Genomic DNA, 13,367 nt, shown 5'->3' with positions numbered 1-13,367 from the left:
AATGGCGCTGATCGGCTCCACACGACGGTCCAGGGCCACGCGGGTGCCCCCGGTGGTCCTGGCCTTCGTCCTCCTCCCGCTGCTGGTCGAGGCCTTCTGGGTCTTCTGGCCGGCCCTCCAGGGCTTCTACCTGTCGCTGACCTCGTGGGACGGCCTGGCGGCTCCCGCGTTCGTCGGCCTCGGCAACTTCAGCGAGATGGTGCACGACGCGGTCTTCCGCACCGCCGCGATCAACACGGTGCTGTGGCTGCTGCTCTTCGGCGGGCTCTCCGCCGCCCTCGGCCTCGGTGCCGCGCTGCTGCTCCAGCAGGAGCGGCGCGGCGTCGGGTTCTACCGGGCGGCGCTCTTCCTGCCGGTGGTCTTCTCGCTGGTCGCCACCGCGCTGGTGTGGCAGGCCATCTACCAGCCGGACGGCCTGATCAACAACGTGCTGTCGGCCGTCGGCCTCGACAGCTGGCGGCACGCCTGGCTCGCCGACCAGGACACCGCCTTCTACGCGGTGATCGTGCCCGCCCTGTGGCGCCAGGTCGGCTACGTCATGGTGCTCTATCTCGCCGGCCTCAAGGGAATCGATCCCGTGCTGTACGAGGCGGCCAAGGTCGACGGCGCGAGCCGCCTGCAGCAGTTCCGTCACATCACCCTGCCGCAGCTGCGCAGCGTCAACGCGGTCGTCCTGTCGGTCATCGTCATCGACTCGCTGCGCTCGTTCGACGTCGTCTGGGCGCTCACCCGCGGCGGCCCGTACCACTCCTCCGAACTGCTGAGCACCTACATGTACTCCACCGCGTTCCAGTCACTGCGCCTGGGATACGGCTCCGCACTCGCCGTCGTCATCTTCGTGCTGGCCTTCGGTGTCATCGCGAGCTACCTCGTGCGCGCCTTCCGGGAGGCCGACTGATGACCGCCACCCACGCCTCCGCACCCGTCGGCAAGGACTCGGGCAACGACCCCGGCACGGAGCACGCGGCCCCGCAGCCGGCGCCCCGCCGGTCCGTCGTCCGCGGCCGCGCCCTGCGCACCACCGGCTTCCACCTCACGGCAGGCCTGCTGTCCGCGCTGTGGCTGCTGCCGATCGCCCTCGTCCTGGTCACGAGCACCCGCACCTTCGAGGACATCGCCGCCCACGGGGTCGGCAGTTGGCCGCACTCCTTCACCCTGGACGGCTTCCGCCAGGCCTGGGTGGACGGCGGCCAGCAGCAGGCCCTCATCAACAGCATGGTCGTCTCGGTACCCACCGTGCTGCTCTCGCTCGGCCTCGCCTCGATGGCGGCCTTCGGGCTCAGCCGCTACGAGCTGCCGTTCCGGCGCGTCCTCCTGCTGCTGATGCTCGGCGGCAACCTCCTGCCCCCGCAGATCCTGCTGATCCCGGTCTCGAAGTTGAGCGAAGTGCTGGGCATCTACGACCAGCTGTACGCGCTGATCGGGGTGCAGGTCGGCTTCGGCGTCGGCTTCTACGTATTCGTCCTGTACGGCTTCATGCGGGCGATCCCGGGTGAGATCCAGCAGGCCGCCGTCATCGACGGCGCGAGCCCCTGGCAGATCTACTGGCGGATCATCCTGCCGCTGGCCCGCCCGGCACTGGCCGCCCTCAGCGCCCTGTCGTTCACCTGGATCTTCAACGACCTGCTGTGGGCGATCACGGTGCTGCGCACCGGCACGAAGATGCCCATGACCGCCGCCCTCATCGGACTGCAGGGCCACTATGTGTCCATGTGGAACGTGATCGCCGCCGGATCGGTGATCGCCGCCGCCCCCACCGTGGCCGTCTTCCTCCGCTTCCAGCGCCACTTCGTGGCCGGACTGAACCTCGGAGCCGTCAAGTGAACCCGCACGACCGGTGGCTGCTCCGCACCGACACCACCACCTACGCCGTCACCCTCGGCGGGGACGGCCGCTGGGCCGAGCTCGTCGCCTGGGGCCCGCACGGCGTCGAAGTGGGCCCGTCGCCGATGGACTGGTCGCGGCGCACCCACTTCCTCACCCCCGCCGACGCGGCTCCCGCCGAGTACATCCCGTACGGGCTGAGGCCGTTCACCGGCGCCGACCTGATCGCCCAGCACCCGGGCGGCGAGCGCGGCACCTGGTGGAGGTTCACCGGTGCGACGCCGGACGGCGACCGCGCACTGCGTCTGGACTTCACCGACGACGTCCTCGGCCTGCGGACGACGCTGTGCTACGAGACGGTCCCCGGCACCGACGTCGTCCTGCGCTGGACGGAGCTGACCTGCACCGGGGAGAGCGAGCTGCGCCTGGAGCGCTTCGACTCCGCCGCCGTCAACGTGCCCGTCCAGGGCGGCGCCCGCCTGACGTATCTCGCCGGTCAGTGGTCGCAGGAGTTCCAGCTCCATCACCTGGAGCTGGACCGTGGGCGCTTCGAGATGGAGAGCACCCAGGGCTCTGCCGGTCACGCCTACCACCCCTGGCTCGCGATCCAGGACGCCGCCACCCCCGCCGAGGGTCCCACCCCCACTTACGGCGTCGCACTGGAGTGGTCCGGCAACTGGCGGATCACCGCCGACGCCGAGCCCGGCGGCTCCGTACGGGTCCGCGCCGGCCGGGTGCCGCACGAGGGCGCGGTCCGGCTCGCTCCCGGCGCCACCCTCACCACGCCCCGGCTGGCCTGCGCGTTCAGCCCGGACGGCCTCGACGGGCTGGCCCGCGTGTGGCACCGCTACGAACGCCGGCTCACCGGCGGGCGCATGGACCGGACCCGCAAGGTGCTCTACAACTCCTGGGAGGCCACCGGCTTCGACGTCGACGCCGACGGACAGCTGGAGCTGGCCAAGACGGCCGCGGAGCTGGGCGCCGAGCTCTTCGTCGTCGACGACGGCTGGTTCACCGGGCGTCACGACGACACCGGAGGCCTCGGCGACTGGGAGCCGGACCCGGCCGAATTCCCCGGCGGATTCGACCACTTCATCGACCAGGTCAGGGCGCTCGGCATGGACTTCGGCCTGTGGGTCGAGCCCGAGGGCATCAGCCCCCGCTCGCGGCTCTACGCCGAACACCCCGAGTGGGTCTACCGGATCGACGGCCGCCCCGCCACGCTCGTGCGCAACCAGCTCCTCCTCGACCTCGGCCGCGAGGACGTCCAGGACTTCGTCATCGGCACCCTCGACCGGCTGCTCGGGTCCCACGCCATCAGCTATCTGAAGTGGGACATGAACCGGCCGCCCACCGAGCGCGGCCGCCCCGGGCATCCGGCGGGCGACGACCCCGAGCGGCAGGACCTCGACGCCGCCCACGTCGCCGGCTACCTGCGCGTCCTGGACCACCTGCGCAGCGCCCACCCCCACGTCACCGTCGAGGGCTGCGCCGGCGGCGGCGCGCGCATCGAGCACGCCACCCTCGCCCGCACCGACGTGGTGTGGCCCAGCGACAACACCGCCCCCATGGACCGGCTGCGCATCCAGTACGGCTACCTCCACGCCCACGCCCCGCACACCATGAGCTCCTGGGTCACCGACGCCCCGGGTGTCTTCGACCCGCGGCCCCGCTCGCTCGCCTTCCGGTTCGTCAGCTCCCTCGCCGGTGTCCTCGGCATCGGCGCCGACATCCGCGAATGGACCCCGGAGCAGCGCGCCGAGGCCGCCGAGTGGATCGCCCGCTACAAGGGGATCCGCGACGTCGTCCACCGCGGGGAGGTCCACCTGCTGGGCAGCCCGGCCGATCCGACCTGCGGCGTCCAGTACGAGGAACCCGGCGGGCAACGCCTGGTGGTGATCGCCTGGAACACCGGCCCGCTCGACGGCGCGCCGCTCGTGCCCGGCCGGGACGCCCGGCTGCGGCTGCGCGGCCTCGAGCCGGGCGCGGTCTACACCGACGAGGACTCCGGCACCCGCTACAGCGGTGCTCATCTGCTCCACTCGGGGCTGCCGTTCGCCTGGACCGCCACACACGACGCGGAGTTGGTCGTCCTGGCCCGGCAGTGACGACGGGGCAAGAATCTGAACCCACCACCTCTCGACAGGAGACGACCCACCCCATGAACCCAGCGGCCCGCTTCACCAACCGCGTCGCCGTCGTCACCGGCGCCGCGTCGGGCATCGGTGCGGCCACGGCGGCACGCCTCGCCGCCGAGGGCGCGGCCGTCGTCCTCGCCGACATCGCCGCCGACCGCGGCGAGGAGACCGCCGCGCGACTGCGCAAGGACGGCGCGCGCGCCCTCTTCGTCGCCGCCGACGTCGCGCACGAGGACGACTGGCAGCGGGTGATGGCCGCAGCCCACACCTTCGGGCCCGTGGGCGTCCTGGTCAGCAACGCGTTCATGGTGGAGGTCGCGCCCGCCCACGAGACGGGCCTCGCCTCCTGGGAACGGCAGCTGTCGGTCAACCTCACCGGCGCCTTCCTCGGCTTCAAGGCGGCGCTGCCCGACCTGCGCGAGCACCGGGGCGCCGTGGTGCTCGTCTCCTCCGTCCACGCCCACCGGGGCATCCCCGGCCACCCGGCGTACGCGGCGAGCAAGGGCGCTCTGCTGTCGCTGTGCGGTCAGCTCGCCGTCGAGTACGGACCTGACGTACGCGTCAACGCCGTGCTGCCCGGGCCGATCCTCACCGCCGCCTGGGACCGGGTGCCGCAGCACGACCGCGAACTGAGCATCGCCGAGACCGCGGCCCGCCGCTTCGGCACGCCCGAGGAGGCTGCCGCGGCCGTCGCCTTCCTCGCCGCCGACGAAGCCTCGTACATCACCGGATCGAGCCTGCTCGTGGACGGCGGCTGGAGCGTCCTCAAGGCATCCGCCTGACGGCACGACCTCTCCAGCCACCGACCGATCAGCAAGAAAGGCAACACACATGACGCCATACGCGCGCCGCGGAGTACACGGCCAGACCGTGGAGACGCTCGCCCGCCGAGTGCTCAGCGGCGAGATCCCCGAGGGAGCGACGCTCGACATGGCGGCCCTGCAGAGCGAGCTCGACGTCAGCCTGACGGCTCTGCGCGAATCACTGAAAGTCCTCGCGGCCAAGGGCATGGTCGACGCGCGGCAGAAGCGCGGCACCTTCGTGCGACCCCGCTGCGACTGGAACCTGCTCGACGCCGACGTCCTGCGCTGGCAGTTCGCCGAGAGCAGCGGCACCGGTGCCGACCCCGCCCTGCTGCGCAACCTCGGCGAGGTCCGCGGCATCATCGAACCCGCCGCCGTGCGGCTGGCCGCGGCCCGCCGCACCGACGCGGACCTGGAGGCCCTGGAGGCCGCACTCGAGGCCATGGGCCAGGAGGGCGGCGCGAACCACGCCGTCGAGTCCGACCTCGCCTTCCACCGGGCCCTGCTCGCGGCCACCCACAACGAACTGCTGGAACGCATGGAGATGGTCATCGAGTCGGGCCTCGCCCAGCGTGACCGACTCGTGCACAGCGCCCCGCACAGCGAGGACCCCGTACCCAGCCACCGCGCCGTCCTCGACGCCGTACGGGACCGGGATCCGGATGCCGCCGAGCACGCCATGCGCGCCCTGCTCGACCAGGCCATGCGCGACCTGGACAAGGTCAGCGGCCCGCGCGGGCCCGAGGACGCGGACGGCTCCGCCGAGGAGAAGGACGGCCAGGCAAAGTGAAGATCGAGCGTGTCGAGACCTTTCTCGTCCCGCCCCGCTGGCTGTTCTGCCGGATCGAGACCGACGACGGCGTCGTCGGCTGGGGCGAACCGGTGGTCGAGGGCCGGGCCGAGGTGGTGCGGGCCGCCGTCGACGTCCTGGCGGAACATCTGGTGGGCCAGGACCCGCTGCGCATCCAGGACCACTGGCAGGTGCTGAGCAAGGGCGGCTTCTACCGGGGCGGTCCGGTGCTCTCCAGCGCCGTGGCCGGCATCGACCAGGCCCTGTGGGACATCGCCGGCCGCACCCTCGGCGTCCCGGTGCACACCCTGCTCGGCGGGCCCGTCCGCGACTCGGTCCGCGTGTACGCCTGGGTCGGCGGCGACGAACCCGCGCGCCTCAAGGACGAGATCACCGCCCAGGTCGAGGCGGGCTTCACCGCGGTCAAGATGAACGCCGCCGGGCGCACGCCGCCGCTCACCAGCCCCGCCGAGACGGCCGCCGTCGTCGAGCGGGTGGCGGCGGCCCGTGAGGCCCTCGGTCCGCACCGCGACGTCGCCGTCGACTTCCACGGCAGGTTCACCGCCGCCAACGCGCGCCGTGTGCTCCACGAGATCGCCCCGCTGCACCCGCTGTTCGTCGAAGAACCCGTCCTGCCCGACCAGGCACACCTGCTCCCGGGGCTGGTCGGCGCCTCGTCCGTCCCGCTCGCCACCGGTGAACGGCTCTACGGACGCGCCGACTTCCTCCCGGTGCTGACCGCGGGCATCGCCGTCGCCCAGCCGGACCTGTCGCACGCCGGCGGGATATCGGAGGTCACCCGGATCGCCGCGCTCGCCGAGACCTTCGGGGCCCATCTGGCACCGCACTGCCCGCTCGGGCCGATCGCGCTGGCGGCCAGCCTCCAGGTCGCCTTCGCCACGCCCAACTTCCTGATCCAGGAGCAGAGCCGCGGCATCCACTACAACAAGGACGCCGACCTGCTGTCCTACGTGGTCGACACCGAGCCCTTCCGTTTCGTCGACGGCCAGGCGCACCGCACCGCAGTGCCCGGACTCGGCATCACCGTCGACGAGGACGCCGTCCGCGCGGCCGACCGTGCCGGTCACGCCTGGCGCAACCCCGTCTGGCGGCACGCCGACGGCTCCTTCGCCGAATGGTGACCGGCAGCCGGCTGCCGGTGTCCGTGGTCACCGACCCGGAACTGGGCGGCCGCTGGACCTCGCTGACCGCCGGTGGCCGCGAATGGCTCTGGCACCGCGACGAGCCGCGCCGCGCCCACGTCCGGCCCGGCGACGCCTTCGCCGACGCCGGGGGACTGGAGGAGTGCGTGCCCACGGTGCGCGGGCTCCCCGACCACGGGGACGCCTGGTCGCGGCGGTGGCGGCGGGACGGGGACGTGGACCTCGTGGACTGCCCCGACTTCCGCCTGACCCGCCGCATCCGCGACGACGCGGGGTCGGCCGTCGCCGACTACACGCTCACCGCCGAGCCGGGCTACCGCTTCGTGTGGGCCGCCCATGCCCTGCTGGACCTGTCCCCGGCCGCCCGGATCGCCATCGACGGGCCCGCGGTGACCCGGCTCTACCCGGACGAGGGCGCGGGCCGGGTCACCGGTACCTGGCCCCGTGTCGACGGCATCCCGCTGGACCGGCTCGGCCCGGACGACGGGACCGCCGTGGGCGCCGTCGTCCTCGCCCCGCGGGTGTCCGTGCACGACGGCCGGGACACCCTCCACCTGTCCGTGGAGGCCGACGGCCGGCCGGTCTCCGTCGCCCTGTGGCGCAACCTCGGCGGCTTCCCGCAGGGCGCGCCGTACCGCTCGGTCGGCGTCGAGCCGATGCTCGGCCGCGTCTTCGACCGCACGGCGGCGGCCGACGACGACACCGCCGTCGTGCCCGCGGCCGGCGAGGTCACCTGGCGGCTCACCGTCATCGCGACCCGCCGCGCCTGAACCACCCCCACCACCAGAAGGGATGTCGGATGGACCTGCTCGCCGCGCTGCGCGCCCACCGGCTGCTCGCCATCGTCCGGGGCACCGACCCGGTCGCCGCGCTGACCACCGTGCTCACCCTCGCCGAGGAAGGCGTCACCCTCGTCGAGGTCTCCCTCACCGGACGCGACGCGCTCGACGTCATCGCCCAGGCCCGCGCCGCACTCGGCCCGGACACGCCCCTCGGCGCCGGCACCGTCCTGACCGCCGACGACGCGCGGGCCGCGCACAAGGCCGGAGCCGCCTTCCTCGTCACCCCGGCGGTCAGCGACGGCATAGCCACCGGCCGGGAGCTCGGACTCCCGGTGCTCGCGGGCGTGATGACCCCCACCGACGTCCTCCAGGCACGCCGGCTCGGCGCCGAGGCACTCAAACTCTTCCCGGCCGGCAGCGCCGGGGGCCCCGGCTATCTGCGCGACCTGCGCGGCCCCTTCCCCGACCTGCCCTTCGTGCCCGTCGGGGGAGTGGACGCCCGCGCCGCCGCCGACTATCTGCGGGCCGGCGCCACGGCCGTCGGTGTCGGCTCACCGCTGATCGGCGACGCCGCCTCGGGCGGCAGTCTCACCGCCCTGCGCGAGCGGGCCCGGGAGTTCCTCGACGTCGTGCGCGAGGAGGCCCGTCCGTGACCGCGGCCGTGCCCCCGGCGGTTCACGGGACCGACCGCCTCGAACTCGGCGAGGGCATCCGGTGGACGGACGGCCGCGCCGTGCTGACGGACATCCTCTCCGGCCGTCTTCTGTCCGCCCCCGACGACCCTGGCGCACCGCTCGCCCACATCACCCGACTTCCCTGCCCGTTGGGCGCGGTGGCCCCGGTCGAGGGCCGGCCCGGCCACTGGATCGCGGCGGCGGGCACCGGCATCTGCCGCATCGACGACGCCGGGAGCGTCGACTGGATCGCCCACCCCGAGGACGGTGCCGAGGTGCCGATGCGGATGAACGACGGCGTCGCCGACCCACAGGGCCGTTTCTGGGCGGGCAGCATGGCGTACGAGGCGACCGAGGACGCGGGCTCCCTCTACCGCGTGGACCGCGACGGCCGCGTCACCCGCGTGCTGCGGGACATCACGGTGCCCAACGGACCGGCCTTCAGCGCGGACGGCACCGTCATGTATCTCGCCGACAGCGCCCGGGGCCTCGTCCGGCGCTACCCCGTCGACCCGGTCACCGGCGACCTGGGCGAGCCGGACACCCACGTCACCCTGTCCACGGGCAGTCCCGACGGTATGACGACCGACACGGAGGGCGGCCTCTGGACCGCGGTCTGGGGCACCGGTCAGGTCCACCGCTATCACCCCGACGGCACCCTCGACCGGATCGTGGAGCTGCCCGCCGCCCAGCCCGCCGGGCTCTGCCTCGGCGGTCCCGACGGCCGCACCCTCCTCGTCACCAGCGCCCGCATCGGCCTGTCCCGGCCGGGCCCGCTGGACGGCGCCGTCTTCGCGCTCCGTGTCGACGTACCCGGGACGCCGGCCGCGCCGTACCGCCCGGAGCACACCAAGGGCCCGACCCCCGCGGACCCCGACGCCGCCCGCGAACCCGCGGTCCGTGCCGACACACCCTAGGACTCCACCATGAGCACCCCCCGGCCCCTGCGCCCCGGCCCCGTGGTCTGCGTCGGCGAGACCATGGCCGCCCTCGCCCCCGAGCCCCTCGGGCCGCTGGACGACGCCGACCTGCTGCGCGTCGACATCGCGGGCGCCGAGTCGAACGTCGCCCTCTACCTCGCCGACCACGGCATCCCCACCCGCTGGGTCTCCGCGGTCGGCGACGACCCCTTCGGCCGGCGCGTCCGCGACCGGATCGCCGCGGGCGGAGTCGACGTCAGCGGCGCCCGTACCGACCCGGACCGGCCCACCGGACTGCTCCTGAAGGACCCCGGTGCGAACGGCACGCGCGTCCACTACCACCGCCGTGGATCCGCCGCCTCGGCCCTCACCCCCGAACTCCTCGACGACCCCGCCGTGGCAGGCGCCGCACTCCTCCATCTCAGCGGTATCACCCCGGCCCTCTCTCCCGGCTGCCACGCCCTCGTCGAGCGGGCGCTGCGCCCCGATCGCCCCTGTCCCGTCAGCTTCGACGTCAATTACCGCCCCGCCCTGTGGACCGGCCGCCCCGCCGCCGACGTCCTGCGGCCGCTCGCCGACCGGGCCGACATCGTCCTCGTCGGCCTCGACGAGGCCCAGGCACTGTGGGGGGACGGGCTCACCGACGCCCGCGCGGTCCGCGAACTCCTCCCCGGTCCCGGCGTGCTCGTCGTCAAGGACGGGGCCCACGCGGCCACGGCCTTCCTCGGCGCGGACGCCCACACCGTGCCCGCCCTCGCCGTCCGCGTGGCCGAACCCGTCGGTGCCGGTGACGCCTTCGCCGCCGGATTCCTCAGCGGCCTGCTGCGGGAGCTGTCCGTGGCAGGCGCACTGCGGCTGGGCCATCTGACCGCTGCCTCGGCCCTGCGGGTCCCCGGCGACCACGGCCCCCTGCCCGCCCTCGACGTCGTCGCCACGCTGCTCGCCGCCGACGACGAGACATGGCGGGCCGCCAGGATCGACTGAACCGGACGCTCGACGGCCAGCGGGCCCGAAGCCTTGTCGTTGGTGGGTGCATCTGCTTGACTCCGCCCGCCAGAACGCCAATTCGCCGGCGGAGGACGCCATGGAGATCACCCGCAGACGCCTGTTGTCCGCTCTGTCAGCCGCCGGTCTTCTGGCGGTGATTCCCCCGCGGCCGGCGAGCGCCGCCGAGGTGGCCGCGGGCAGCGCACGACTTCTGGCCAACACCGTGGCCGTCTTCGCCGGGACGGCCGAGACCAACGCCCGGCCGGAGACGGCCGCCAAGCTGGCCGCCGTCGACAGGGCCGCGCGGACCCATCTGCAGTCGATGGATGCCGCGGGGGCGGACGAACTGTTCGCCGGCCTGGTGCTCGGCACCAACGAGGCCAACCTCAACACCGCCTTCCGGCGGCTGTACGAGATCGCGCTCGCCACCCGGACACCCGGCGGCGCATCCTCGGACCTGTACGAGAACACCGCTGTGCAGCGACGGGTGATCGACGGTCTCGTCTGGCTGCACGCACGCCACTACGGCGACCAGTCCCAGGGCTACTACGGCAACTGGTTCCACTGGGAGATCGGGATCTCCCAGCACGTCAGCAAGACGCTCGCGTTCCTCTCCGACGAGGTGCAGGCGTACCGCCCGGACGTCCTGCGCACCTACGTCGCCTCGATGGACGCCTATCTCCGCAACGGCATCGACGGGGACGTGAACCTCGACTCGCGGTTCCACACCGGCGCCAACCTCGCCGACATCACGACCAACCGGATCCTGCAGGGCGCTCTCCTCGGCGACGACGCGCGCATCCGCAAGGCCCTCACCGACCAGCTGACGGTCTTCGCGACCGTCGACCCGTACCACCTCAACCACGGTGTCACGGACGGCTGTTACGCCGACGGCTCCTTCATCCAGCACGCATCCGTCGCGTACACGGGCTCGTACGGCAAGGGTCTGCTGATCCGTGTCGTCCAGACCCTGAAGATCCTCGACGGTACGGGCTTCGCGCACGGCGGGGAACTGGTGCCGACCGTCCAGGGCTGGGTGGGGAACGGCTTCGCGCCGCTGATCTTCGAGGGCTGGATGATGGAGATCGTCAAGGGGAGGGCGGTCTCGCGGACCGACACCGGCTACACCGATGTCGCGGCGGTCGTCGAGGCCGTCGTCGACCTCTCCTCGCTCGCGAGCGGCACCGACGCCACCACCCTGAAGAGCTACGTCAAACACATCCGGTCGACCTCGCGCACCGCCCTCGACCCGGCCGGCTTCGTCTCCCCGGTCAGCATCGTGCGGTACGCCGACATCATCGGCGATGCCACCGTCCCTCCCGCGGACCTCAACCCGGCCTCGCGCAGCGTCGCCTTCAACGCCATGGACAAGACCGTGCACCGCAGGCCCGGTTACGCCTTCGCGCTCGCGCGCAGCTCCGACCGGATCAGCAAGTACGAGTACATGAACGGCGAGAACCTCATGCCGTGGTTCCAGGGCGACGGGGCGTACTACCTCTACCTCTCCGGACAGGACCAGACCCAGGCGTACGGTGTCGACTACTTCACCACGGTCGCGCCGTACGGCCTCGCCGGTGTCACCGCGCCGGTTCAGCAGCGGCGCACGATCCCCGAGTTGTACGGGAAGCCGTACTACGACAACCCCGGCCACCCGCTGAACTTCACCTCGTCGTCCGAGTCGCAGAACACCTACGTCTACTTCCCGCGCGGCACCAACCGGCACTCCGGCGGCGCCGTCCTCGGGGCGTACGGCGCGGCCGGGATGGTGCAGTCCGACGACGTCGCCTCACGCGACAAGGGCGCAGGACTCCTGCCGGACGACTTCGTGGCCTACCACAACGCGACGGCGACGAAGTCGTGGTTCCTTCTCGACGACGAGATCGTGGTGCTCGCGGCGGGGGTCGGCGACAGCGCCGGGCGGGCCGTGACCACGACCATCGACGCCCGTACCGCCGCACCGGACGATCAGGTCTCCCTCGTCGGGATGCTCCGCGACGGCCGTCCCTGGACCGGCACCGGCACCGGTGACCTGCACTGGCTGCGCTACGCGAATGCCACGCAGGGGACCGCCGTCGGCTATGTCTTCCTCGACACTCCACAGGTGAGGGTCGCCCTGGACACGGTCACCCGCAGCCGCCGGGTCGTGCGCACCTCGAACCCGAACACCACCGTCACCCGGAGCGTCTTCGGTGTGACGGTCGACCAGGCCACCGGCGCCGAACCCCTCCGCCTCGCCTATGCTTTGGTGCCGAACGCGAGGGAAGCCCGACTGCGCTCCTGTCGATCCGGGCCACTGAAGGTCCTGGCGAACACCCCGCGCCTGCAGGCCGTCACCCACACGGGCCTGGACCTGACGGCCGCCAACAGCTTCACACCCGGCCGCCACGAAGCCGCTGGGATACGCATCGACGGGCCCGCCTCGGTGATCGTGCAGCGCGAACGACGCGATCTGACCACGATCGCCGTGTCCGACCCGACCATGGACCGGGACACGGTGGTCGTCCTGCTCCGCGGCCGGTCGCTGCGGGAGGTCACGTCGGTCGAAGGGGTCCGCGTGAGCTCGGTCCACGGCGGAACCCGGCTGGAGTTCGACACCCGGCGCGCGTACGGCCGGAGCTTCACGGTCACCTTGCGCGGCTAGCACTCCAGTACGGTTTCGCCCGTGATCCCACGGACGTTCCCGCCGGCGTCCGGCTGGTCGACAGGTCGAGCCGCGCGCCGGTCTCGATGAGCCTGCGTCCCTGGGCCAGGTCCCGGGCCTGCCGACCGCGAGCACGGCGACCAGCACGCCTGGGTGCTGTACGTGAAGCCGCCCCTCACGGCGAACCAGTCCTGGAGGACGGACATCGCATCAAGGCCGAGCTTGACTGCTCCCGCGGGCGCCGCACCCCCGAGATCGGCCAACCCACACGACTCGCAACATCTCAGCTCAACGCCCGCGCCCACCCATGGATTCGGGGCGGACCAGCACCGCTCACCGGCGCCTACGCCACGGGTACGGGTACTGATTCCGAGGAATCCAGCGCTGGGCGCCGTCTGCCGCGGTGGCCGGCACGGCCGCCCCGGAAGCATTCTTCGGCAGCTGACCAGGCGTGTGTGGGAGTCGGCCCTGGAGGGCGGAGCCCGGAGGGGTTGGATGGGCATGCGACGAAACGGCGGGTGCCGGGGGTTGTCCCCCGGCACCCGCCGCGATGGTCCGGCCGGTGGCGCCCCGGGGTTCCCGCGGGGGGGCGTGGGCACATTGCCAGCCGGTTTGGCCGGTACACGGTCTTGGTGTGCGTGTTGC

The 13,367-nt window shown here is 72.8% G+C and carries 11 protein-coding genes; all 11 read left to right on the top strand.

Features of this window, described 5'->3' with window-relative positions:
• Position 1: 1 nt before the first annotated feature.
• The 11 genes from ABT078_RS13720 (at position 2) to ABT078_RS13670 (ending at position 12,722) form a co-directional block, all read left to right on the top strand.
• A complete protein-coding gene (locus tag ABT078_RS13720) occupies positions 2–898 on the top strand; it encodes a carbohydrate ABC transporter permease (protein ID WP_351227160.1) in 897 nt (298 codons plus the stop codon).
• Positions 898–1,824, top strand: a complete 927-nt coding sequence (locus ABT078_RS13715; protein ID WP_351227158.1) for a carbohydrate ABC transporter permease — start codon at positions 898–900, stop codon at positions 1,822–1,824. Before ABT078_RS13720 ends, ABT078_RS13715 begins: the two co-directional genes overlap by 1 nt.
• Positions 1,821–3,932, top strand: a complete 2,112-nt coding sequence (locus tag ABT078_RS13710; RefSeq protein WP_351227156.1) for an alpha-galactosidase — start codon at positions 1,821–1,823, stop codon at positions 3,930–3,932. Before ABT078_RS13715 ends, ABT078_RS13710 begins: the two co-directional genes overlap by 4 nt.
• Positions 3,933–3,985: 53 nt before the next feature.
• Entirely contained in the window at positions 3,986–4,744 is a 759-nt protein-coding gene (locus ABT078_RS13705; RefSeq protein ID WP_351227154.1) for an SDR family NAD(P)-dependent oxidoreductase, read from the top strand.
• A 49-nt stretch (positions 4,745–4,793) separates the two neighbouring features.
• Positions 4,794–5,555, top strand: coding sequence for a FadR/GntR family transcriptional regulator (locus ABT078_RS13700; protein ID WP_351227152.1), 762 nt, complete (start codon positions 4,794–4,796; stop codon positions 5,553–5,555).
• Positions 5,552–6,697, top strand: coding sequence for a galactonate dehydratase (dgoD, locus tag ABT078_RS13695; RefSeq protein WP_351227150.1), 1,146 nt, complete (start codon positions 5,552–5,554; stop codon positions 6,695–6,697). The genes ABT078_RS13700 and dgoD overlap by 4 nt, the downstream gene beginning before the upstream one ends.
• Positions 6,691–7,488: a hypothetical protein gene (locus ABT078_RS13690; protein ID WP_351227148.1), complete on the top strand. Its 798-nt coding sequence runs from the start codon at positions 6,691–6,693 to the stop codon at positions 7,486–7,488. Before dgoD ends, ABT078_RS13690 begins: the two co-directional genes overlap by 7 nt.
• A gap of 29 nt (positions 7,489–7,517) precedes the next feature.
• Positions 7,518–8,153: a bifunctional 4-hydroxy-2-oxoglutarate aldolase/2-dehydro-3-deoxy-phosphogluconate aldolase gene (locus ABT078_RS13685; RefSeq protein ID WP_351227146.1), complete on the top strand. Its 636-nt coding sequence runs from the start codon at positions 7,518–7,520 to the stop codon at positions 8,151–8,153.
• Positions 8,150–9,091 (top strand): SMP-30/gluconolactonase/LRE family protein, encoded by a 942-nt coding sequence (locus ABT078_RS13680; RefSeq protein ID WP_351227144.1) that lies wholly within the window; start codon positions 8,150–8,152, stop codon positions 9,089–9,091. The genes ABT078_RS13685 and ABT078_RS13680 overlap by 4 nt, the downstream gene beginning before the upstream one ends.
• Before the next feature lie 9 nt (positions 9,092–9,100).
• A complete protein-coding gene (locus ABT078_RS13675) occupies positions 9,101–10,078 on the top strand; it encodes a sugar kinase (protein WP_351227142.1) in 978 nt (325 codons plus the stop codon).
• A gap of 100 nt (positions 10,079–10,178) precedes the next feature.
• Complete coding sequence (locus ABT078_RS13670; protein WP_351227442.1) at positions 10,179–12,722, top strand: polysaccharide lyase family 8 super-sandwich domain-containing protein; 2,544 nt, start codon at positions 10,179–10,181, stop codon at positions 12,720–12,722.
• Positions 12,723–13,367 lie beyond the last annotated feature (645 nt).

Origin of the sequence: Streptomyces sp. NPDC002133, assembly GCF_040296405.1 — a bacterium.
Lineage (GTDB): Bacteria > Actinomycetota > Actinomycetes > Streptomycetales > Streptomycetaceae > Streptomyces.
This window is presented reverse-complemented; position numbering and strand designations above follow the sequence as displayed.

Bases quoted from the DNA above. Each gene is read 5' to 3' on its own strand.
- ABT078_RS13720 (WP_351227160.1), top strand. From the start codon at position 2: ATGGCGCTGATCGGCTCCACACGACGGTCCAGGGCCACGCGGGTGCCC.
- ABT078_RS13715 (WP_351227158.1), top strand. From the start codon at position 898: ATGACCGCCACCCACGCCTCCGCACCCGTCGGCAAGGACTCGGGCAAC.
- ABT078_RS13705 (WP_351227154.1), top strand. From the start codon at position 3,986: ATGAACCCAGCGGCCCGCTTCACCAACCGCGTCGCCGTCGTCACCGGC.
- ABT078_RS13700 (WP_351227152.1), top strand. From the start codon at position 4,794: ATGACGCCATACGCGCGCCGCGGAGTACACGGCCAGACCGTGGAGACG.
- ABT078_RS13690 (WP_351227148.1), top strand. From the start codon at position 6,691: ATGGTGACCGGCAGCCGGCTGCCGGTGTCCGTGGTCACCGACCCGGAA.
- ABT078_RS13685 (WP_351227146.1), top strand. From the start codon at position 7,518: ATGGACCTGCTCGCCGCGCTGCGCGCCCACCGGCTGCTCGCCATCGTC.
- ABT078_RS13675 (WP_351227142.1), top strand. From the start codon at position 9,101: ATGAGCACCCCCCGGCCCCTGCGCCCCGGCCCCGTGGTCTGCGTCGGC.
- ABT078_RS13670 (WP_351227442.1), top strand. From the start codon at position 10,179: ATGGAGATCACCCGCAGACGCCTGTTGTCCGCTCTGTCAGCCGCCGGT.